This is a genomic window from Streptomyces sp. HUAS MG91 (assembly GCF_040529335.1).
Lineage (GTDB): Bacteria > Actinomycetota > Actinomycetes > Streptomycetales > Streptomycetaceae > Streptomyces > Streptomyces tabacisoli.
In genome coordinates, this window is sequence record NZ_CP159534.1 from 3,896,739 (window position 1) to 3,916,817 (window position 20,079).

At 72.4% G+C, this 20,079-nt stretch carries 19 protein-coding genes and 1 pseudogene; 6 read left to right on the forward strand and 14 right to left on the reverse strand.

Going from position 1 to position 20,079, the window contains the following annotated elements:
• Window positions 1-268 precede the first annotated feature (268 nt).
• The 3 genes from ABII15_RS17555 to ABII15_RS17565 all read left to right on the forward strand — a co-directional run bounded on the left by ABII15_RS17555 (window position 269) and on the right by ABII15_RS17565 (window position 1,779).
• Entirely contained in the window at window positions 269-775 is a 507-nt protein-coding gene (locus ABII15_RS17555; RefSeq protein WP_353943271.1) for a TM2 domain-containing protein, read from the forward strand.
• Window positions 759-1,175, forward strand: coding sequence for a DUF2752 domain-containing protein (locus ABII15_RS17560; protein WP_353943272.1), 417 nt, complete (start codon window positions 759-761; stop codon window positions 1,173-1,175). The genes ABII15_RS17555 and ABII15_RS17560 overlap by 17 nt, the downstream gene beginning before the upstream one ends.
• A 313-nt stretch (window positions 1,176-1,488) precedes the next feature.
• Window positions 1,489-1,779 carry a TM2 domain-containing protein gene (locus tag ABII15_RS17565; protein ID WP_353943273.1) on the forward strand — a complete coding sequence of 97 codons (291 nt, stop codon included), beginning with the start codon at window positions 1,489-1,491 and terminating at the stop codon, window positions 1,777-1,779.
• Window positions 1,780-1,879: 100 nt separating this feature from the next.
• Here the strand turns inward: ABII15_RS17565 and ABII15_RS17570 are convergent, their stop codons facing one another.
• From ABII15_RS17570 to bldG, 6 genes are all read right to left on the reverse strand, one after another.
• A complete protein-coding gene (locus tag ABII15_RS17570; RefSeq protein ID WP_353943274.1) occupies window positions 1,880-2,077 on the reverse strand; it encodes a hypothetical protein in 198 nt (65 codons plus the stop codon).
• 109 nt (window positions 2,078-2,186) lie between these two features.
• Window positions 2,187-3,761 carry a methyltransferase gene (locus ABII15_RS17575; protein WP_353943275.1) on the reverse strand — a complete coding sequence of 525 codons (1,575 nt, stop codon included), beginning with the start codon at window positions 3,759-3,761 and terminating at the stop codon, window positions 2,187-2,189.
• 125 nt (window positions 3,762-3,886) lie between these two features.
• Window positions 3,887-4,468: a small secreted protein gene (locus ABII15_RS17580; protein ID WP_353943276.1), complete on the reverse strand. Its 582-nt coding sequence runs from the start codon at window positions 4,466-4,468 to the stop codon at window positions 3,887-3,889.
• A 215-nt stretch (window positions 4,469-4,683) separates the two neighbouring features.
• The gene (locus ABII15_RS17585) at window positions 4,684-7,089 is read right to left on the reverse strand and encodes a sodium-translocating pyrophosphatase (RefSeq protein ID WP_353943277.1); all 2,406 of its coding nucleotides are present in this window, start codon (window positions 7,087-7,089) and stop codon (window positions 4,684-4,686) included.
• 318 nt (window positions 7,090-7,407) lie between these two features.
• Window positions 7,408-7,839 (reverse strand): ATP-binding protein, encoded by a 432-nt coding sequence (locus ABII15_RS17590; protein WP_353943278.1) that lies wholly within the window; start codon window positions 7,837-7,839, stop codon window positions 7,408-7,410.
• Between the two features lie 148 nt (window positions 7,840-7,987).
• Window positions 7,988-8,329 (reverse strand): anti-sigma factor antagonist BldG, encoded by a 342-nt coding sequence (gene bldG, locus ABII15_RS17595; RefSeq protein WP_003975386.1) that lies wholly within the window; start codon window positions 8,327-8,329, stop codon window positions 7,988-7,990.
• Window positions 8,330-8,438: 109 nt separating this feature from the next.
• Between bldG and ABII15_RS17600 the strand changes: the two genes are divergently transcribed.
• Entirely contained in the window at window positions 8,439-10,865 is a 2,427-nt protein-coding gene (locus ABII15_RS17600; protein ID WP_353943279.1) for a DEAD/DEAH box helicase, read from the forward strand.
• 253 nt (window positions 10,866-11,118) lie between these two features.
• On the opposite strand, the pseudogene ABII15_RS17605 reads toward ABII15_RS17600, so the two are convergent.
• The 7 genes and pseudogenes from ABII15_RS17605 to ssd all read right to left on the reverse strand — a co-directional run.
• Window positions 11,119-11,490: pseudogene (locus ABII15_RS17605) on the reverse strand (Rv3654c family TadE-like protein); the annotation flags it as partial.
• Window positions 11,487-11,963 carry a TadE family protein gene (locus ABII15_RS17610; RefSeq protein WP_353943280.1) on the reverse strand — a complete coding sequence of 159 codons (477 nt, stop codon included), beginning with the start codon at window positions 11,961-11,963 and terminating at the stop codon, window positions 11,487-11,489. The pseudogene ABII15_RS17605 and the gene ABII15_RS17610, both read right to left, overlap by 4 nt.
• On the reverse strand, window positions 11,950-12,087 hold the full coding sequence (locus tag ABII15_RS17615) for a DUF4244 domain-containing protein (RefSeq protein ID WP_309252219.1): 138 nt from the start codon (window positions 12,085-12,087) through the stop codon (window positions 11,950-11,952). The genes ABII15_RS17610 and ABII15_RS17615 overlap by 14 nt, the downstream gene beginning before the upstream one ends.
• 175 nt (window positions 12,088-12,262) lie before the next feature.
• Entirely contained in the window at window positions 12,263-13,033 is a 771-nt protein-coding gene (locus ABII15_RS17620) for a type II secretion system F family protein (RefSeq protein ID WP_353943281.1), read from the reverse strand.
• 96 nt (window positions 13,034-13,129) lie between these two features.
• Window positions 13,130-13,981, reverse strand: a complete 852-nt coding sequence (locus ABII15_RS17625; RefSeq protein WP_353943282.1) for a type II secretion system F family protein — start codon at window positions 13,979-13,981, stop codon at window positions 13,130-13,132.
• Between the two features lie 63 nt (window positions 13,982-14,044).
• Entirely contained in the window at window positions 14,045-15,184 is a 1,140-nt protein-coding gene (locus ABII15_RS17630) for a TadA family conjugal transfer-associated ATPase (protein ID WP_353947099.1), read from the reverse strand.
• Window positions 15,185-15,204: 20 nt separating this feature from the next.
• Window positions 15,205-16,305 carry a septum site-determining protein Ssd gene (ssd, locus tag ABII15_RS17635; RefSeq protein ID WP_353943283.1) on the reverse strand — a complete coding sequence of 367 codons (1,101 nt, stop codon included), beginning with the start codon at window positions 16,303-16,305 and terminating at the stop codon, window positions 15,205-15,207.
• A 659-nt stretch (window positions 16,306-16,964) separates the two neighbouring features.
• On the opposite strand from ssd, the gene ABII15_RS17640 reads away from it, so the two are divergent.
• Window positions 16,965-17,813, forward strand: a complete 849-nt coding sequence (locus tag ABII15_RS17640) for an HAD-IB family hydrolase (RefSeq protein WP_353943284.1) — start codon at window positions 16,965-16,967, stop codon at window positions 17,811-17,813.
• A gap of 354 nt (window positions 17,814-18,167) precedes the next feature.
• On the opposite strand, the gene ABII15_RS17645 is transcribed toward ABII15_RS17640, so the two are convergent.
• Window positions 18,168-18,992: an oxidoreductase gene (locus tag ABII15_RS17645; RefSeq protein ID WP_353943285.1), complete on the reverse strand. Its 825-nt coding sequence runs from the start codon at window positions 18,990-18,992 to the stop codon at window positions 18,168-18,170.
• A gap of 101 nt (window positions 18,993-19,093) precedes the next feature.
• Between ABII15_RS17645 and ABII15_RS17650 the strand changes: the two genes are divergently transcribed.
• Window positions 19,094-20,074 (forward strand): ATP-binding protein, encoded by a 981-nt coding sequence (locus ABII15_RS17650; protein WP_353943286.1) that lies wholly within the window; start codon window positions 19,094-19,096, stop codon window positions 20,072-20,074.
• Window positions 20,075-20,079: the final 5 nt, after the last annotated feature.

Below are 20,079 nucleotides of genomic sequence, written 5' to 3' on the forward strand. Positions count from 1 at the left end.
TGCCCCCGGACCGGGGAGCGGAGCCACGCGCTCCGGGTACCCGCTTCCTCACTGTGTGTGCCGCATTCCCGCCCCGAGTGTCCCGGCCGGACCCCGGCCGGACCCCGCTCGCGCCCGGGTCGAGTCCTGGTCGGGCCCAGGTCGGGGAGGGTCCCGGCCGCCCTCGCTCCCCGTCCCGGACCGCTCCTGACAAGATGGCGGGTGGCTGGGGGAGCCCGCGGGAGCCTCCGGCGCGTCCCCACGCTTCCCGACCGCAGGAGCATCCTCGATGTCCGACAGCAATCCCTACGGCCAGCCGCCGAAGGACCAGACCCCCTACGGCCAGCAGCCCCCGCAGCCGCCGCAGGACCCGCCCGGCCAGGGACCGTACGGCTATCCGCAGCAGGGCTCGCCACAGCCCGGCTACGGCTACCCCCAGGCGGGCTCCCAGCCCGGTCCCGGGTACGGGTATCCGGGCGGCGCCCCCGGTGGTGCGCCGGGCGGCTTCCCGCCCCCGCCGGGACCGGGCATGGGCATGGGCTACGACCCGAACGCTCCCTACGGCTACGACCCGTACGGCCGGCCGTACTCCGACAAGTCCAAGGTCGTCGCGGGGGTGCTGCAGCTCTTCCTCGGCAGCCTCGGCGTCGGCCGCTTCTACATCGGCAACGTCGGCATCGGCCTGGCCCAGCTGTTCACCTGCGGCGGCCTCGGAATCTGGGCGCTGATCGACGGCATCATCCTACTGACCAGCAACAACACCACGGACTCGAACGGCCGTGTCCTGCGCGGCTGACGGCCCGAACCGGGCCAGGGCGCTGTGGCGGCATCCGGCGACGGCCCCCGCGGCGGTGCTCGCCGCGGGCGCCGCGGCCGCGCTCTACCTGTACGGCACCGATCCGCACGAGCCGGGCCACTGGCTGCCCCGCTGCCCGTTCAACTGGGCCACCGGGCTGCTGTGCCCGGCGTGCGGCGGCACCCGCATGGCGTACGACCTGATGCACGGCCGGTTCTCGGCGGCCTGGCACGACAACGGGCTGCTGCTCCTCGCCGCCCCGTTCGCCCTCGCGCTGCTGGGTCGGTGGGCCTGGGAAGGGCTGCGCGGGCGCCGCTGGCGGCCCCAGTTCTCCGTGCGCGGCCAGGCGGCGATCCTGGTGACCGCGATCGCCTGGACCGTGCTGCGGAACGTCTTCTGACGCTCCTTCAGTGATGGTGCGGGGCAGTCGCGCGAACCGGGCTCGCGAACCGGGCTCGCCAAGCGGGCTCGTGAGGCGGGCTCGTGAGGCGGCAAGGCGGTCCCACCCGTTCCCTCACGCACCACCCGCACCTCAGGTCACAAACCCGCCACGAAACCTTGTGATCGCGTCAAGGGCCGCTCAAGTGCCCGTAAATTTGAGGGTTCCGAGGCGCGCAACGTCCCCACACGGCGCATCTGCCTCAGTCACCATCATCCGCTCAGGAGCACGGCCTCGCGCCGTGCCCTTGTGTTGTCCCCGAGGAGCATCGCGCATGTCCTACGAAGCGCAGCCCGGCCAGCCCGGCCAGTCCGACCCCAACGCCCCGTACGGCTACGACCCGCAGGGCCGCCCGTACTCCGACAAGTCCAAGATCGTCGCGGGCGTTCTCCAGCTCTTCCTCGGCGGCCTCGGCATCGGCCGCTTCTACGTCGGCAGCGTCGGCGTCGGCGTCGCCCAGCTGCTCACCTGTGGCGGCCTGGGCATCTGGGCCCTGATCGACGCGATCCTGTTCTTCACGAGCAACGACCGCACCGACAAGCAGGGCCGCGTGCTGCGCGGCTGACGCCCGTACGGACGACAGGGCCCGCCCCGCTGCTGCGGGGCGGGCCCTGTGTCGTTGTGTCGTTCCCGTGGCCGCGCGCCCGTGGTCGGGCCGCGCGGCGTCACGTCTGTGCGAAGCACCACACCGCGAGCCCCAGGGACACCACCCCGACCACGCCGGTGCACACCGCGGCGGCCACCGGGCGCGCCGCGTCCATCACCGGCTGCCGGTGCAGGGTGCGCGCCCCCGTCCATGCCACGAGGCCCGCTCCGAACAGCGCGAACACCGTGCCCGCGAAGAGCGCGGGGGTACTCTCCATCGCCTTGCCTCCCGGATCACGGGTACCGGTCGCGGTACCCAGGCAGGCGACGGTGACACGGACAGGCCAACCCGGGGTGAACTCCCGTACAGCGCCGGGCGAAGAGCGGTTAGCCGACCGGGTCGGCCTCCGGCGCGGTGGGCGCGGCCGGTTCGAGGAAGCCCTGCTCGACCAGGGTGCGGATCTGCGCGGGGACCTGGTCCCGCAGCAACACCGGCTCCTCGCCGACCAGTTGGGCGATAGCGTCCAGGATCGTGCCCGCGCTCAGCGAACCGTCGCACACCCCGGCGAACCCGGCGGCGACCGTGTCCACCTTCGTCGCCCGGCGCATCCCGCGACCCTGCCGCAGCACGACGTGCTCCGGGTCCTCGGCGCCCGGCAGCCCGACCTGCTCCTGCACGACCTCGCCGGCCAGCACGAAGGACGACTGGAGCAGCGCCGCGTCGTCGTGCGTGCGCAGCCAGTCGACCCGCTCGAAGTGCGCCCGCACGGCGTCGCCGAGCGGCTGCTCGACGGGGTGCGGCCACTCCTCGACCACGATCGACGGCTCGTCATGGGCGGTGCGGCGCAGGGAGATCCAGCCGAAGCCGACGGCCTTCACCTTGCGCGCCTCGAACTCGTCCAGCCACGCGTCGTACCGTGCCGCGTACTCCGCCGGATCGGTGCGGTGGTCACCGGCGTCCCGCAGCCACAGCTCGGCGTACTGCGTGATGTCCTGCACCTCGCGCTGCACGATCCAGGCGTCGCAGCCGCGCGGCACCCACGAGCGCAGCCGCTCGGTCCACTCCTCCCCCTCGACGTGCTGCCAGTTGGCCAGGAACTGGGCGTATCCCCCTTCGTTCAGATGCTCCCCCGCTCCCTGAACGATCGAGCGGCACAGATCGTCCCCGCTCATCCCGCCGTCGCGGTAGGTGAGCCGGGCGCCGGGCGAGATCACGAACGGCGGGTTCGACACGATCAGGTCGTACGTCGCGTCGCCGCTCCTGTCGTCACCGTCGACGGGCTCGTACAGCGAGCCCTCGCGCAGGTCGGCCGCCGGGGCGCCGGACAGCGCGAGGGTCAGCGCGGTGATGTGCAGGGCGCGGGGGTTGAGGTCGGTCGCGGTGACCCGGGTGGCGTGCCGGCCGGCGTGCAGCGCCTGGATGCCGGAGCCGGTGCCGATGTCGAGGGCGGAGCCGACGGGCGTGCGGACGGTGATCGCGGCGAGCGTCGTGGACGCGCCGCCGACACCGAGGACCACGCCCTCGTCGCGGCTGCCGATGCCTCCGGCCCCGCCGACGGCGCAGCCGAGGTCGGAGACGATGAACCAGTCCTCGCCGTCCGGGCCGCCGTACGGGCGTACGTCGACGGTCGCGGCCAGCTCGTCGCCGCCCGCCTCCCGCAGCCAGCCGCTCTCCAGGCACGCGGCGACGTCCAGGACGGCGGCCAGCCGGTCGCGGGCGACGGGCTGCTGGAGCAGGAAGAGCCGGACGAGCGTCTCCAGGGGGCGATCGCCCCGGGTGGCGCGCAGCGCGGGCACGGTCTCGCTGCGGGCGAGCGCGGCGTAGGCGGGCGCCCCGAGCAGGTCGAGCAGCCCGTCGGCGGTGAACTCGGCTTCGAGGAGGGCCGCACGCAGCGCGCGGGTGCCCTCCGGGCGGTCGGGGGCGGGCAGGGGGGCGGCAACGGGAGAACTCACGTCGACCATTGTGACGCGTGTGCCGGGTGGGGGTGGCTCCCACGGCTGAGGCCACCGGCCGGCACCCGGCAACGCGACACCCCCGGCGCGGCGCACAACGGCGCAACCCCGGGGGCGCGGGAAACAGGGCCGGACTACGAGGCCGACGGCGTGGCGGACGCGCTCTTGCAGCTCTCCTGCTTCGCCATGGCCTTGCCGACGTCCCCCTCCTCCAGGTTCTTGAGGGCGTCGCTGCCGCTCTGGCTGAGCTTGTCGAGCTCGCCCGCGATGCCCTTGAGTCCCTCGGCGAACTTGGCCTGGTCGCCGGTGTCCAACTTGTCGACCTGGCCCTTCAGGTCCGCGTACGACTTGGAGATCTTGTCCAGCTCGTCGACGGCGTCCTGCTGCTTGGTCTTGCCGTCGTCGACCGCCGGGGCGCCGGCCTTGTCGACCGCGTCGCCGATGGCCTTGTAGGCGTCGGACATGTCCTGGAACGCCTTGGCGTCCGTCTTCTGCACGTCGGCCGGCGCGCTGTTGTCCGACGTCTGCTTCTGGATCGCCGCGTTCGCGGCCTCGATCTTCTTCGCCTGCGGCTGGACCGCGTCGCAGACCTGCTTGGCCCAGGAGTCCAGCTTCTCGTTGCTGTCGTCACTGCAGCCCGACAACGCCAGTACCAGTACCGCACCGCCGGACAGTGCGGCTGCAAGCTTCTTGTTCACCGGATTGGTCCCTTCCATGGCTTACGGCCCCGGAACTTACACGCCGAGCACACGACAAGCGCACCTCGGGCGTTCAATACGACCGCTTTCTTGACCTTTAGCAGCCATTTGCACCAAGGGAGAGAAGGCTCACGGGTTTCCTGCCGAGAAGTTCGCCGCGGCCCCGGACACGCGGGTGGGCGGAGGGCACGTCAAAGCGCGCTCTCCGCCCACTTGTTGAGGCAGGGTCAGGCCTAGGTGCGCTGGGAGACCACCTCCGGGTCCGCCTGCTCGGGCACCCGCCCGGGGTTGCCGTCGCCGTCCGGGTCGTCGCCGACCACGATGCCGCGTCGCTTGGAGACGTACACCGCGCCGATGATGACGCCGAGCGAGACGACGGCGATCACGACCCGCACGGGCACGCTGGCGTCGTCGCCGTAGCTGAATTTGACGACCGCGGGCGCGATCAGCAGCGCGACGAGGTTCATCACCTTCAGCAGCGGGTTGATGGCCGGGCCCGCGGTGTCCTTGAACGGGTCGCCGACCGTGTCGCCGATGACGGTGGCCGCGTGCGCCTCGCTGCCCTTGCCGCCGTGGTGGCCGTCCTCGACGAGCTTCTTGGCGTTGTCCCACGCGCCACCGGAGTTGGCGAGGAACACGGCCATCAGCGTGCCGGTGCCGATGGCTCCGGCGAGATACGCGCCGAGCGCGCCGACGCCGAGCGTGAAGCCGATCGCGATCGGCGCCATGACGGCGAGCAGGCCGGGCGTGGCGAGCTCCCTGAGCGCGTCCTTGGTGCAGATGTCGACGACACGCCCGTACTCGGGCTTCTCGGTGTAGTCCATGATCCCGGGGTGCTCGCGGAACTGCCGCCGCACCTCGTAGACCACCGAACCCGCCGAGCGCGACACGGCGTTGATGGCAAGCCCGGAGAAGAGGAACACCACCGCGGCTCCGGCGATGAGCCCCACCAGGTTGTTGGGCTGCGAGATGTCCATGACCAGGTTCATCGGCCCGCCGTCGCCGACCTTCTCGCCGACGTCGTGCGCGGCCGTGAGGATCGCGTCGCGGTACGAGCCGAAGAGCGCGGCCGCGGCGAGGACGGCCGTGGCGATGGCGATGCCCTTGGTGATGGCCTTGGTGGTGTTGCCGACGGCGTCGAGGTCGGTGAGCACCTGGGCGCCCGCGCCCTGGACGTCGCCGGACATCTCGGCGATGCCCTGGGCGTTGTCGGAGACGGGCCCGAAGGTGTCCATGGCGACGATCACGCCGACGGTGGTCAGCAGCCCGGTGCCGGCCAGCGCGACCGCGAACAGCGCGAGCATGATCGACGTACCGCCGAGCAGGAACGCGCCGTAGACGCCGAGTCCGATCAACACGGCGGTGTACACGGCCGATTCGAGCCCCACCGAGATGCCCGCGAGGACCACGGTCGCCGGGCCCGTCAGGGAGGTCTTGCCGATGTCCCTGACGGGGCGCCGGGTGGTCTCGGTGAAGTAGCCGGTGAGCTGCTGGATGAGGGCCGCGAGCACGATGCCGATGGCGACCGCGATGACCGCGAGGATCCGCGGGTCGCCGTCCTTGGCCCGGATGGCGGCGTCGGTGACCCCGTCCAGGTCGGCGTACTTGCCCGGCAGGTACAGGAAGACGGCCGCGGTCACCAGGACGAGCGAGATCACCGCGGAGATGAAGAAGCCGCGGTTGATGGCGCTCATGCCCGAGCGGTCGCTCCGGCGTGGCGCGACGGCGAAGATGCCGATCATCGCCGTGACGACCCCGATCGCGGGCACGATCAGCGGGAACGCGAGCCCGGAGTCGCCGAAGGCCGCCTTGCCGAGGATCAGCGCGGCGACCAGGGTGACGGCGTACGACTCGAAGAGGTCGGCGGCCATGCCGGCGCAGTCGCCGACGTTGTCGCCCACGTTGTCGGCGATGGTCGCGGCGTTGCGCGGATCGTCCTCCGGAATGCCCTGCTCGACCTTGCCGACCAGGTCGGCTCCGACGTCGGCGGCCTTGGTGAAGATGCCGCCGCCGACCCTCATGAACATGGCGATCAGCGCGGCGCCGAGCCCGAATCCCTCCAGCACCTTGGGCGCGTCGGCCGCGTAGACCAGCACGACGCACGAGGCGCCCAGCAGGCCGAGCCCCACCGTGAACATGCCGACGACGCCGCCCGTACGGAATGCGATCTTCATGGCGTGGTGCGAGACGGCGGTGAGATCTTTTTCGGGTTCGCCTTCCGCGGGTGTCGCTTCTCGGGCCGCGGCCGCCACACGCACATTACTGCGCACCGCGAGCCACATTCCGATATAGCCGGTGATCGCCGAGAAGACCGCGCCGATCAAGAAAAAGGCCGAACGCCCGGCGCGCTGATTCCAGTCGTCGGCCGGCAGCAGCAGGAGCAGGAAGAACACCACGATGGCGAATACACCGAGGGTGCGCAACTGTCGCCCCAGATACGCTTTCGCGCCTTCCTGCACCGCGGCCGCGATCTCTTTCATGGATGGAGTGCCCTCACCGGCCGCGAGCACCTGACGCACCAGGACCCCTGCGACGGCGAGCGCCGCGAGCGCGACGAGCGCGATGACGATCACGATCAGTCGGTTGTCGTCCGTCAGAACTGCGGCTGCGAGGCTTGCGAACTGAGAAGGCTCCGCCATTCGTCCTCCTTGACGCTTGGGCTGAGCTCAAGATGTGGACGGATTGTAGGGAGCGGAACCTGATCTCAACAGGGCGCCGTAAACGGAATTGTTCTCTACCAGGATAGTGATCGATAAACCCCGCTAATCCACTGAGGGCATTAGTCGAGAAAGACGATCTAGGCGGAAATCAAGAAAGCCCCTGATCACCTTGACGGTGAACAGAGGCTTGAGAAAAAGCGCACAAGCGCAGATCTACGAGAACTGTCGGAGCTACGAGAGCTATCGAAGCTACGAGAACTGTCGCAGCTGTCGGAGTTGTTGTCAGAGCCGTCAGCGCTACGGCAGCAGTGTCGCGGGCAGTGTCGGCCAGCTCATCCGGATCAGGCCACCGTCCGCGTCCGCGGTGACCTCGACATCGTCGACGAGGCCGCTGATGACGGCGAGGCCCATCTCGTCCTCGCCCTCCGCGTCCGGGTCCTCGGCCGTGCCGGCGACTCCGGGGGCGGCGACGGTCGCGTGCGACGCCTCGTCCCCGACCTCGATGGAGAACTGCTTCTCCTCCTCGACGAGCGCCACCCGCACCGGCGCCGTGATGCCGCCCGCCTGGTGCAGGCCGACGGCTCGGGAGCAGGCCTCGCCCACGGCGAGCCTGACCTCATCGAGCACGGCCTCGTCCACGCCCGCCCTGCGCGCCATCGCGGCCGCCACCAGGCGGGCCGTGCGGACGTGCTCGGGCAGAGGGCTGAAGCGGAGTTCGACGGTGGCCATGCATCCCCCTCGGACGTACGGGCGTGCTCTCGGGGACCGGGCACGGTTCCTGGCCGCCCGATCCCCGTCTCTCTATCGATCTTCCCGCGATGAGCCGACCCAGTCACCCGGCTGACGCGCCGGACGGCTCGGTCGGCCGGTCAACGGCTCAGTCGGTCGCCGCGACGGCTTCCTCGACCGAGGTGTGGATCGGGAACACCTTGGTCAGACCGGTGATCCGGAAGATCTTGAGAATGCGCTCCTGGTTGCAGACCAGGCGCAGCGAGCCCTCGTGGGCACGCACCCGCTTCAGGCCGCCGACCAGCACGCCGAGCCCGGTGGAGTCGAGGAAGTCCACGCCCTCCATGTCGACGACAAGGTGGAAACTGCCGTCATTCACCAGCTCGACCAGCTGCTCGCGCAGCTTGGGCGCGGTATATACATCGATTTCTCCACCGACCTCGACGACCGTACGATCGCCGACGGTACGGGTCGACAGGGACAGGTCCACGGATCCTCCAGCACCTTGCTATCGAGCGGTCGCCCCTCGGGGACACCTCGGCTTGATCCCCCGGGACGGTTCGCCAGCCGCGAAGGCATTCAATCACTTACCAGCAGGCATGCACGACGCCTTGGGAGCATTGTCCGTCACGCCAGTGACAGACTCGGTGCCGATGGCCAAGAATCACCGATCCGAGCGACCCTCGGCTACCGACGCCTCCCGCCCTGCTCCCGGGGCGATTCTGGACAGGCTCGCCACGGGTCCGAGCAGGGCTGCGCGCATCACCCATACGGAGCACTTGCCCCCTCGTCCGGGACGTCATGCAGTCTGGCCGGACCGGATCCGTGCCGAGGTCGTCGCGACCGTCCAGGAAGCCGGTATCGAGCACCCCTGGGCCCACCAGGCACTCGCGGCGGAGCACGCGCTCGACGGTGATTCGGTCGTCGTGGCCACCGGAACGGCCTCCGGGAAGTCCCTGGCGTACCTCGTCCCGGCCCTCTCGGCGCTCTTGGACGGCTCGGAGGCGCCGAACGGCCGCGGGGCGACCACCCTGTACCTCGCCCCGACGAAGGCGCTCGCGGCGGACCAGTGCCGATCGGTGAAGGAACTTTCACAACCGCTGGGTACGGCGATCCGGCCGGCGGTGTACGACGGCGACACCCCGTTCGAGGAACGGGAGTGGGTGCGCCAGTACGCCAACTACGTCCTCACCAATCCCGACATGCTGCACCGCGGCATATTGCCCTCGCACCCCCGCTGGTCCTCCTTCCTCAAGGCCCTCAAGTACGTCGTCATCGACGAGTGCCACACCTACCGCGGCGTCTTCGGCAGCCACGTCGCGCAGATCCTGCGCCGCCTGCGCCGCCTCTGCGCCCGCTACGGCTCCTCCCCCGTCTTCCTCCTCGCCTCGGCCACGGCGGCCGAACCGGCCGTCGCCGCGCAACGCCTCACGGGCCTGCCGGTCGTCGAGGTCGCCGACGACGCCTCGCCCCGCGGCGAGCTGGTCTTCGCCCTCTGGGAGCCGCCGCTCACCGAGATGCAGGGCGAGAAGGGCGCCCCGGTGCGCCGCACGGCGACCGCCGAGACGGCCGACCTGCTCACCGACCTCACCGTGCAGGGCATCCGCTCGGTCGCCTTCGTACGGTCCCGGCGCGGCGCCGAGCTGATCGCGGTGATCGCCCAGGAACGTCTGGCCGAGATCGATCGCTCGCTGCCGCGCCGGGTGGCCGCCTACCGCGGCGGGTACCTCGCCGAGGAACGCCGCGCCCTCGAAGCCGCCCTGCACTCCGGAGAACTCCTCGGTCTCGCCGCCACCACCGCCCTCGAACTCGGCATCGACGTCTCCGGCCTCGACGCCGTGGTGATCGCCGGCTATCCCGGCACCCGGGCCTCCCTGTGGCAGCAGGCGGGCCGTGCGGGCCGCTCGGGCCAGGGGGCACTCGCGGTCCTGGTCGCCCGTGACGATCCCCTGGACACCTATCTGGTGCACCACCCGGAGGCCCTCTTCGAGCAGCCGGTGGAGTCGACGGTCCTCGACCCCGACAACCCCTACGTCCTGGCCCCGCACCTGTGCGCGGCCGCCTCCGAACTCCCCCTCACCGAACCGGACTTCGCTCTCTTCGGCCCGGCGTCCGCCGAGCTCCTCCCGCAACTGGAGGCGGCGAAACTGCTGCGCCGCCGCTCCGGCACCAAGGCCTGGCACTGGACGCGCCGCGAGTCCGCCGCCGACCTGGCCGACATCCGCGGCGAGGGCGGCGACCCGGTTCAGATCGTCGAGGCGAGCACCGGCCGGCTCCTCGGCACGGTCGACGCCGGCTCGGCCCACACCACCGTCCACGACGGCGCGGTCCACCTCCACCAGGGCCGCACCTACGTCGTCAAGCAGCTGGACCTCGACGACAACGTCGCCCTGGTCGAACCGGCGAACCCCACGTACTCCACGACGGCCCGCGACACCACGGCCATCTCCATCCTGGAGACGGACGTCGAGGTCCCGTGGGGCGACGGCTCGCTGTGCTACGGCTCGGTGGAAGTGACCAACCAGGTCGTCGGCTACCTCCGCCGCCGCCTCATCACGGGCGAGGTCCTCGGCGAGACCAAACTCGACCTCCCTCCTCGTACGCTGCGCACCCGCGCGGTGTGGTGGACGGTCACCGAGGACCAGCTGGACGCCGCCCGGGTGAACCCCGAGATCCTCGGCGGCGCCCTGCACGCCGCCGAACACGCCTCCATCGGCATGCTCCCCCTCTTCGCCACCTGCGACCGCTGGGACATCGGCGGCGTCTCGATCCCGCTGCACCCCGACACGCTGCTACCGACCGTCTTCGTCTACGACGGCCACCCCGGCGGGGCGGGCTTCGCCGAGCGCGCCTTCCACACGGCCAAGGAGTGGCTGACCGCCACCCGCGAGACCATCGCCTCCTGCGAGTGCGAGGCCGGCTGCCCGTCGTGCATCCAGTCCCCCAAGTGCGGCAACGGCAACGATCCGCTGCACAAGCGGGGGGCGGTCCGCCTCCTCACGACGCTGCTCGAACAGGCGCCTTGAGGATCGGGCAGGCGGAGTAGAAGTCGGGCGGGGCAGTAGGCATCGGGCAGGCACTGCCGGAATCAGGCAGGCGCCACAGGCGGAATCAGGCAGGCGCTGTCGGACGTCGCGGGCCCGGACCGGCTCGGTTCGGGCCCACCCCAGACCGGGCCCACCCCAGACCGGGCCCACCCCAGACCGGGCCCACCCCAGACCGGGCCCACCCCGGATCGGGCTGATCCGGACCGGTCTCGGCGCCGGTGTCAGGAGCCGCCGGTATCGCCCCGGCAGGCCCCGCCCGTGCCCGTACCTCGGCTTCCAGCACTCCGCTGCCCGCTCCCGCCGTCACCTCGGCCACCTCCCCGCGCACGGCGCACCGCACGACTCTCGCGCCCTGCGCCCGGGCCACCCGGTCGGCCACCGCGCAGGCCCGCGCGTCGCCCTTCGCCCACTGCTCGGCCGCCGCGAGCGCGGCCAAGTCGGCCGCCCCGCCCGCCCGGTGCCGGATCTGCACCGCCTGACCGAGAGCGAGGACGCCCACGAAGACGGCGCCCACCGCGGCCATCGCCATGACGGCCCAGACCGTCGCGGACCCCCGCTCGCCTCTCAGCCGCGCCCGCCGCCCCTTGCCGCCCGGTCCCGTCACGTCGCCTCCCGCCCTTCCTCCGGAGCGGCGGGCTCCGGGGCCATCTCCGAGGCCGGCTCCGGTGCCGTCTCAGGGACCGGCTCCGAGGCAGTCCCCGAAGGGATCGGCTCCGGGGCCGTCATCTCCTCGGCCGCCGCGACGGCCTCCGCGCTCAACTCGACGCCGAGCGGCCCCGGTCCGGCCGCTCGCGCCAGCACCGTCACCCGGACCAGCTCTCCCTCCCGTCTCACCTCGACCCGCGCGCCCCGCGGGGCGGCCTCCCGGGCGGCGGCCACGGCGGCGCTCTCCGGCTCCTGCCGGGCCACCGCCCTGGCCCCGGTCCGCGCGGCGTCCACGCACCGGATCTGCTCGGACGCCGCCACCACCGCCCAGACCAGCGCCATCGTGAACGCCACGAGCACGGGCAGCACCACCGCCGCCTCCGCCGTCACGAACCCGCGATCCCGGTCCCGGCCCGTCTCAGAACGAGCCATGGAGCGCCTTCGCCACCAGCGACTGCAACGTCGACTGGACCACGTCACTCGTCACCACCTGGTACAGCACCCCGGCGAACCCGACGGCCGCGATCAGCCCCACCGCGTACTCCGACGTGACCATCCCCGCGTCCCCGCGCGCCGCCGAGCGCACGCCGCGCGCCCACGTCAGCAGAGCTCCCCGCAGCCGCCGGTACGTCCTAACCGTCCTCGTCCCACGCGTTCCGTTCATCTCAACCCCCGTATCAATGTCTGCACTTCAGGGATCCGGCAGTCCCGGATCCCGCTTCCCTCACGCCTCAGCGGCCGCCCAACATCCCGCCGCCGAGACCGATCACCACGGGCAGCACCCCGATCACGAGAAAGGCCGGCAGAAAGCACAGCCCCACCGGAGCGGTGACGGCCACCGCGGCTCGGCGCGCCACCGCCGTCGCTCTGCGCCCGCGCTCCGCTCTGCACTCGGCGGCGATCCGGGCGACCGGTGCCGCCGCCGGGGCCCCGGACTCGCCGGCCCGCTCCAGCAGCCGGACCAGCGCGTCGGCATCGGGAAGAACGGCCAACTCCCGCCATGCCACACCCGGTTCACCGCCGAGCCGCATCTGCGCCGCACCCCGCGCGAGCCCTCTCCCGACGGGCCCGCCCAACGACTCCCCGACGACCCGCGCCGCCTCCACCGGGTCCGCCCCGGCCGCGATGCAGGCGGCCAGCAGATCGGCCGCCAGCGGCAGTTGGCGGCGCGCCTCGGCGCTGTCATCCACCCCGGACGAGACCGCCCGGCCCCGCCGCCACCGCCACACCGCGCCGCCCGCGACGGCCCCGACGAGCAGCCCCGCCGCGCCGCCGACCACCACGTACCCGGCACTCACGGCCCCGGCCACCGGAGCCCACCGGCGCACCACGCCCGGCATCCGAAAGCCCCGCGGCGCCGCGTCCACCGCGACGATGTCCAGCACCAGCCGCACCCGCCGCCGAAGCTCCCGCTCCCGCCACCGTCTCTCGGCCGCCCGCGCGAGCCACACCATCGCCAGCGCGGCACACAGCACCGCCCCCAGCCTGTGGACAACTTCCATATCCCTCACCGCTCCCTTCCATCGAGCCCCGCCAGCTCATCCGGCCTGATCAATCCACCTGGCTCCGCCAGCCCGCACAGCCCCCTCCCACCCCCCTCACGCCTCAGCCCCCCGAACGATCCGCAACGCCCACCACAACCCCGCCCCCTCCAACACCCCGCCCACCACCAGGCACCCCGCACCGGCCCCGGTGTGCAGCAGCACCCGCAACGGCCGTGCCCCCAGTGCCGAGCCGAGCAGCAGCCCGAGCACCGGCAGCCCGGCGAGCATCACCGCCGTGGACCAGGGCCCCGCCAACTGGGCCCGCAGATCCGCCCGTTGATCCCGCTCCGCCCGCAACGCATCCGCCAGCCGCTCCAGTCCGGCCGCGAGTCCGGCGCCCCGGTCCACCGCCACGTGCCAGCACGCCGCCAGCCCGTGCAGCCCCTCGGCGCCCGGCTCCCCAGCCGCCACCCGCAGCGCGCCGGGCACGTCACCGCCGAACCGGGCAGCGGCCGCCACCGCGGCGCTCCCCGCCCCGGACAGCGCGCCCGACTCCCGGACGGCGACGGTCAGCGCCGCACCCGGCTGCCGCCCCGCCCGGACCTCCCCGGCCAGCACCTCGCACAGCCGGATCACCGCGTCTCCACGCCGCTCCCGCCCCCGCAGCGCCGCTCTTCCCCGCCGCGCCCGAGCCACCGCGGGCACCGCGCAGACGCCCAGGACCAGCGGCAGCGGCGAGGCCCCCACGGCCCCGACGAGCGCACCGATCACCGCGCACCCCCACTCGGGCCGACCGCGCAGCCACCTCACCCACCGCTCGCCCGTACTCCGCCAGGCCGGTGCCGCCCCGGCACCCGCCGCCTCGCCGAACACCGCCCGCACCCGCCGCGCTTCGGCGTCCCGCACGCTCACCACCCACACCACGACCGCCACCCCGATCAGCCCCACCGCCACGACACCGGACATCCGCACTCCTCGCTCCCACCCGTCACGTCCCTCGCTCTCCTCCTCCTGGGCGCCGCCCGCCCCTCACTCCAGCCGTACCCCCAGCAGGCCGCCCAGCCGCTCCCAGCCCTCGCCCGGCGCGAAGCCGCGCTCGCGCCACTCCAGTGCGGGCACGGCCCGTACCCATCCCTGCGTGTCCCGCTCCAGCACCCGCACCTGGGCCACCCGGCGCCGACCACCCCGGTCCCGGACGAGATGCAGCACCACCGACACCGCGGCCGCCAGCTGGCTGTGCAGCGCGGCCCGGTCGAGCCCAGCCGCCGTCCCCAGCGCCTCGAGACGGACCGGCACGTCGCCCGCCGCGTTCGCGTGCAGGGTGCCGCAGCCGCCCTCGTGACCGGTGTTGAGCGCGGCCAGGAGCGAGACGACCTCGGCGCCGCGCACCTCGCCGACGACGAGCCGGTCCGGCCGCATCCGCAGCGCCTGCCTCACCAGGTCGTCCAGGCCGACGGCGCCGGCCCCCTCCTGGTTGGCGGGCCGTGCCTCCAGGCGCACCACGTGCGGGTGCTCGGGGCGCAGTTCGGCGGAGTCCTCGGCCAGGACGATGCGCTCGTCCGGGCCGACCAGGCCGAGGAGCGCGCTGAGCAGCGTCGTCTTGCCGCTGCCCGTGCCGCCGCTGATCAGGAACGACAGGCGGGCGTCGAGCAGCGCCCGCAGCACCCGGTCGCCGCCCGGCGGCACCGTCCCCGCCGCCACCAGCTCCTTCAGGGTGAACGCCCGGGGGCGTACGACCCGCAGCGACAGGCACGTGCACCCCACCGCGACCGGTGGCAGCACCGCGTGCAGCCGCGTCCCGTCGGGCAGCCGGGCGTCCACCCAGGGCCGGGCGTCGTCGAGGCGGCGCCCCACGACGGCGGCCAGCCGCTGGGCCAGTCGCCGCACGGCGGCGGCGCTCTCGAAGGCCACGTCGGCCCGCTCCAGGCCGCCGCCCCGGTCGACCCAGACGAGGTCGGGCGCCGAGACCAGCACATCCGTCACCGAGGGATCGGCGAGCAGCGGCTCCAGCGGCCCGGCGCCCACCAGCTCGGACCGCAGCCGGCCCGCGACGCCCAGCACTTCGGCGTCGCCGAGGATCCGGCCCTGGGCCCTGAGCGCCTCGGCCACGCGCGCGGGGGTCGCCTCCGCCCCGGTCTCCGCGAGCCACTGCCTGACCCCGTCGAGCATCCGCGCCCCGACCACCGCGCTCACGGCGTCTCCCCCTGCTCCACGGCCACCGGCACCCGCTCCCAGAACGCCGTACAGAACCGCCGCAACGGCCCGCCGGACTCCGCCTGGGGTGTCCGCCCCGCCAGCACGCCCGTATCCAGCGGGAGCTCTCCGGCCAGGGGCAGTCCGAGCAGCCGGGCCACCTCGTCCGGGTCCAGCACGCCGGAGCGCCGCGCCCCGCGTGCGGGCGCCGTCACCACTCGCAGGTCCCGCACCACCATGCCCACGGCGTCGGCCACCCGTCGGGCGGCGGCGACGGCCCGCAGTTCCGGCGGCACCACGAGCAGCGCCAGATCGAGCTGGGCCAGCGCCTCCACCGAGCTCGCGTCGATCCGCCGGGGCAGGTCCACCACGACGGCCCCGCCTCTGCGCCGCCCCGCCGCGAGCACCACGCGCATCGCCTCGGGCGGCAGCACCGTCAGGTCGCCGCGATCCCAGCTGAGCACCCGCAGGCCGTTCAGGCACGGCAGCGACTCCTCCAGCGCGGTGGCGCCGACGCGGCCGCGGGAGTGGACGAACGCCGGCCAGCGCAGCCCGTCCGCCGCCTCGCCGCCGAGCAGTACGTCGAGGCCGCCGCCGATCGGGTCCGCGTCGACCAGCAGGGTGCGCCGCCCCGCAGCCGCTGACGCCGTCGCCAGTCCGCAGGCCAGCGTCGAGGCACCGGCCCCGCCCCGGCCGCCGAGGACGCCGACGGTCAGCGCGGGCCGGCCCACGCCCTCCGCGACATCGGCGATCCGGTCCATCAGCCACTGCTCGGCGTCCGGCAGCATCAGCACGTGCTCGGCGCCGATCTCCACGGCCCGCCGCCACACCCCGGGGTCGTCCTGGTCCCGGCCGACGAGCATCACCCCGTCCCGGCGGGCGGCGCCGCGCAGCCGCCCCGCCGCGTCGCCCCCGACCAGCACCAGGGGCGCCGCCTCCCACCTGCCTCTGCCCTCCGGTGCCCCGTGCCCGACCTCGGGCCGCACCCCCGCCGCCGCGCACAGCCGCAACAGGTCGTCGAGGAGCACCACGTCCTCCGTCACGATCAGCGGCACCCGCCGCACGCCCCGCGGCTCCACCGCGCTGACCTCCACCACGATCCGATCCCCCTGTCTCCGCACCCTCGCCCGCCCCACGGGCGAGCCGGTCCGCCGCGAAGTCACCGGCACCGGAGCGCCGAATACCGGTCGCCGGCGCGGCTCGTCATAACGAACCGGCCTTGAACGGCGGCCCGGACTTCGCCTGCGGAATCACCGTGCAGCGATCCTGGAAATCATGTGGATCTTGGTCAAAAACTGTGGACACGAGAAGGGTTGTGAATATCCCCCTCACCCATACCGGTGACATCCCGGAGCCGCCCCGGAACGGGCCCGGGAACCCCGTCGGGAAGGGCTTCGGGAACGGTCTCGGGAACCGCTCGGGAACCCCTTCAGGAACAGTCCGGGAGCCTCCCGGCCTCCCTGCGCAGCGCACTCTTTTCATCACACAAAGTGACTGCAGTGGCACGGATGGACGCCGCGGCCCAGAGCCGGGAATCATGGGGATCGGGCAAGAAAAAAGGACCCGAAAACGGGTCCGGACATGCGACGACCCCCGCCGGGGGGGAGAGCGGGGGTCGTCCCCACGGTCCGACTCGGGGGGGGAGGAGCCAGACCGGGTTAGCACGGTCGCGAACGATCCGTGACTTCCATGGTGTACCCGAGAGCCTTCTCAGGCAAACCCACGCGCCCCAGCTTACGCCGAATGGTGGGCGCCTATGCTCGAGCTTGTGGAAAACCACTCCTTGCACCACTCCATGCCCCGCACAGCCGCGTTCTTCGACCTGGACAAGACCGTCATCGCCAAGTCGAGCACGCTCACGTTCAGCAAATCGTTCTACCAAGGCGGACTGATCAACCGCAGGGCGGTGCTGCGCACGGCCTACGCGCAGTTCGTCTTCCTGGCCGGGGGCGCCGACCACGACCAGATGGAGCGGATGCGCCAGTACCTGTCGGCGCTGTGCCGCGGCTGGAACGTGCGGCAGGTGCGGGAGATCGTGGCCGAGACGCTGCACGACCTGATCGACCCGATCATCTACGACGAGGCGGCGTCCCTCATCGAGGAGCACCACACCGCCGGCCGGGACGTGGTCATCGTCTCCACCTCGGGTGCCGAGGTCGTCGAGCCGATCGGTGAACTGCTGGGCGCGGACCGGGTGGTGGCCACGCGCATGGTCGTCGGCGACGACGGCTGCTTCACCGGCGAGGTGGAGTACTACGCGTACGGGCCCACCAAAGCGGAGGCCGTCAAGGAACTCGCCGCCTCCGAGGGATACGACCTCGCGCGCTGCTACGCGTACAGCGACTCGGCGACCGATGTGCCGATGCTGAGCTCCGTCGGACATCCGTACGCGGTCAATCCGGACCGGGCGCTGCGGCGCGAGGCACTCGCGCGTGAGTGGCCGATTCTCGACTTCCACAAGCCGGTCCGACTCAAGAAGCGGCTGCCACACCTCTCCAAGCCGTCCCGTCCGGCACTGGTCGCCGCGGCCGCGCTCGGCGCGGCCGCCGCCGCGGCGGGTCTGGTCTGGTACGCCAGTCGCCGCCGGGCGCTCCCGGGCAGGTAGAGAAAGAAGCGCCCGATTCGCCCCCGTTTGAACCTAAAAGTAAAGAAGTGCAGCCAGGGGTTTCGCATCCCTCGGGTGAGGAGTACAAAGGAGTCAACGGCCCGCGAGACCAAGGACATCCGAGAGGATCACCTTCACACGCAGAAAAGGCCCCACGGACCGAGCATGAACACCGGGCACCCACGCGACGTCGACCCGTCGATTACGGGCCAGCCGCACCAGGCGACGGGCAAAGTACCCGACCTGATGGGCAACACATATCGAGGACGCTTGGTAACCAGGTGGCCATGCCAGCGGCGGTACGAGGACTCGTACCGCCGCAACCTTGTGCGGGGGGCCTGAAGAAGGGCCCGCTCAGGCCGCGCCGCGCTGGAGCGCCTCGCACACCGCGGTCGACTCCCGGACCCCCAGCTCGACCGCCTTGCCGCAGTGCGTGATCCACGCGGCCATCCCGTCCGGCGTACCGGAGACGTAGCCTTCGAGCGCGGCCGCGTAGGCCGCGCGCCCCAGCTCCGCGTGGCCCACCTCGGCGGGGCAGATCGACTTGGGGTCGAGCCCGCTGCCCACCAGGACGATGCGTTCGGCGGCCCGCGCGACCAGGCCGTTGTGCGAGCCGAAGGGGCGCAGCGCCAGCAGTTCGCCGTGCACGACGGCGGCGCTCACCAGGGCGGGCGCCGAGCTGCCCGTGATGATCAGCTGAGCGAGCCCCTCGAGGCGGCCCGCCACCTCGTCCGCGTCCGGCACCGGCAGCTCGATGAGCGGCTCGTCCACCGGCTCGCCGGGCGTGCGCGGCCGGCCCACCGTGTCGTCCTGGTCGGCGGCCGCGACCAGATGCAGGCGCGCGAGCACCCGCAGCGGCGACTGCCGCCAGATGGACAGCAGTTGACCCGCCTCGGCGGTCAGCCGCAGGGCCGCGCCCACCACGGGCGCCTCCCGGTCGCCGTCGGCGCCACTGAAGTCGGTACGGCGGCGGACCTCTTCGAGGTTCCAGTCAGCGCCGGACAACGCCGCGCTGCCGCGCGCGCCGCGCAGCGCGGCCTCGGAGGTGACCTCGGTGCTGCGGCGCCGCATGACCCGGTGCCCGTAGACCCGGTCCACGGCTTTGCGCACGGAGTCCACGGAGTCGGCCACGCCCGGCAGGGTCGCGAGCGCGGCGAGGGGGTCGGCTGTCGTACTCATGAGTACGACCCTACGGTCCCGGGGCCCGCGCCCCACGAAGGAGTGGTCTTCTTCACGCGCGAGCACCACGAAGGGTGACGATCAAACTACCCTTGGTGAACATGAAGATCGCTTTCGTCGGGAAGGGCGGCAGCGGCAAGACCACGCTGTCCTCGCTCTTCATCCGCCACCTCGCCAGCACCGGATCACCGGTGATCGCCGTCGACGCCGACATCAACCAGCACTTGGGCGCGGCCCTCGGCCTCGACGACGACGTCGCCGCCGACCTGCCCGCACTCGGCGCCCGGCTGCCGTTCATCAAGGACTACCTGCGCGGTTCGAACCCGCGCATCGCCTCCGCCGACACGATGATCAAGACGACGCCGCCCGGCGAGGGCTCGCGGCTGCTGCGGGTGCGCGAGAACAACCCGGTGTACGACGCCTGCGCCCGGGAGGTGGAACTCGACGGCGACACCGTGCGTTTGATGGTCACCGGGCCGTTCACCGAAGCCGACCTCGGTGTCGCCTGCTACCACTCCAAGACCGGAGCGGTGGAGCTGTGCCTGAATCACCTGGTCGACGGCCGCGGCGAGTACGTGGTGGTCGACATGACCGCGGGCTCGGACTCCTTCGCCTCGGGCATGTTCACCCGCTTCGACATGACGTTCCTCGTCGCCGAGCCGACGCGCAAGGGAGTCTCCGTCTACCGCCAGTACAAGGAGTACGCACGGGACTTCGGCATCTCCCTGAAGGTCGTGGGGAACAAGGTGCAGGGCCAGGACGACCTCGACTTCCTGCGCGCCGAGGTCGGGGACGACCTGCTCGTCACCGTCGGGCACTCGGACTGGGTGCGCGCCATGGAGAAGGGCCGCCCGCCGCGCTTCTCGCTCCTGGAGGAGCCCAACAGGGCGTCCCTGCGGGCGCTCCAGGACGCGGCCGACGCGACGTACGAGGCCCGCGACTGGGAGCGCTACACGCGCCAGATGATCCACTTCCACGTGAAGAACGCCCAGAACTGGGGCAACGAGAAGACCGGGGCCGACCTGGCTTCGCAGGTCGACCCCGGCTTCACGCTTCAGGAGAGCGTCACGGCAACCGCCTGACCGCT

Excerpts from the sequence above, each read along its gene's own strand:
- ABII15_RS17555 (WP_353943271.1), top strand. The coding sequence starts at position 269 with ATGTCCGACAGCAATCCCTACGGCCAGCCGCCGAAGGACCAGACCCCC.
- ABII15_RS17565 (WP_353943273.1), top strand. The coding sequence starts at position 1,489 with ATGTCCTACGAAGCGCAGCCCGGCCAGCCCGGCCAGTCCGACCCCAAC.
- ABII15_RS17570 (WP_353943274.1), bottom strand. The coding sequence starts at position 2,077 with ATGGAGAGTACCCCCGCGCTCTTCGCGGGCACGGTGTTCGCGCTGTTC.
- ABII15_RS17575 (WP_353943275.1), bottom strand. The coding sequence starts at position 3,761 with ATGGTCGACGTGAGTTCTCCCGTTGCCGCCCCCCTGCCCGCCCCCGAC.
- ABII15_RS17580 (WP_353943276.1), bottom strand. The coding sequence starts at position 4,468 with ATGGAAGGGACCAATCCGGTGAACAAGAAGCTTGCAGCCGCACTGTCC.
- ABII15_RS17585 (WP_353943277.1), bottom strand. The coding sequence starts at position 7,089 with ATGGCGGAGCCTTCTCAGTTCGCAAGCCTCGCAGCCGCAGTTCTGACG.
- ABII15_RS17590 (WP_353943278.1), bottom strand. The coding sequence starts at position 7,839 with ATGGCCACCGTCGAACTCCGCTTCAGCCCTCTGCCCGAGCACGTCCGC.
- ABII15_RS17600 (WP_353943279.1), top strand. The coding sequence starts at position 8,439 with ATGCACGACGCCTTGGGAGCATTGTCCGTCACGCCAGTGACAGACTCG.
- ABII15_RS17610 (WP_353943280.1), bottom strand. The coding sequence starts at position 11,963 with ATGGCTCGTTCTGAGACGGGCCGGGACCGGGATCGCGGGTTCGTGACG.
- ABII15_RS17615 (WP_309252219.1), bottom strand. The coding sequence starts at position 12,087 with ATGGTCACGTCGGAGTACGCGGTGGGGCTGATCGCGGCCGTCGGGTTC.
- ABII15_RS17620 (WP_353943281.1), bottom strand. The coding sequence starts at position 13,033 with ATGGAAGTTGTCCACAGGCTGGGGGCGGTGCTGTGTGCCGCGCTGGCG.
- ABII15_RS17625 (WP_353943282.1), bottom strand. The coding sequence starts at position 13,981 with ATGTCCGGTGTCGTGGCGGTGGGGCTGATCGGGGTGGCGGTCGTGGTG.
- ABII15_RS17630 (WP_353947099.1), bottom strand. The coding sequence starts at position 15,184 with ATGCTCGACGGGGTCAGGCAGTGGCTCGCGGAGACCGGGGCGGAGGCG.
- ABII15_RS17640 (WP_353943284.1), top strand. The coding sequence starts at position 16,965 with ATGCTCGAGCTTGTGGAAAACCACTCCTTGCACCACTCCATGCCCCGC.
- ABII15_RS17645 (WP_353943285.1), bottom strand. The coding sequence starts at position 18,992 with ATGAGTACGACAGCCGACCCCCTCGCCGCGCTCGCGACCCTGCCGGGC.
- ABII15_RS17650 (WP_353943286.1), top strand. The coding sequence starts at position 19,094 with ATGAAGATCGCTTTCGTCGGGAAGGGCGGCAGCGGCAAGACCACGCTG.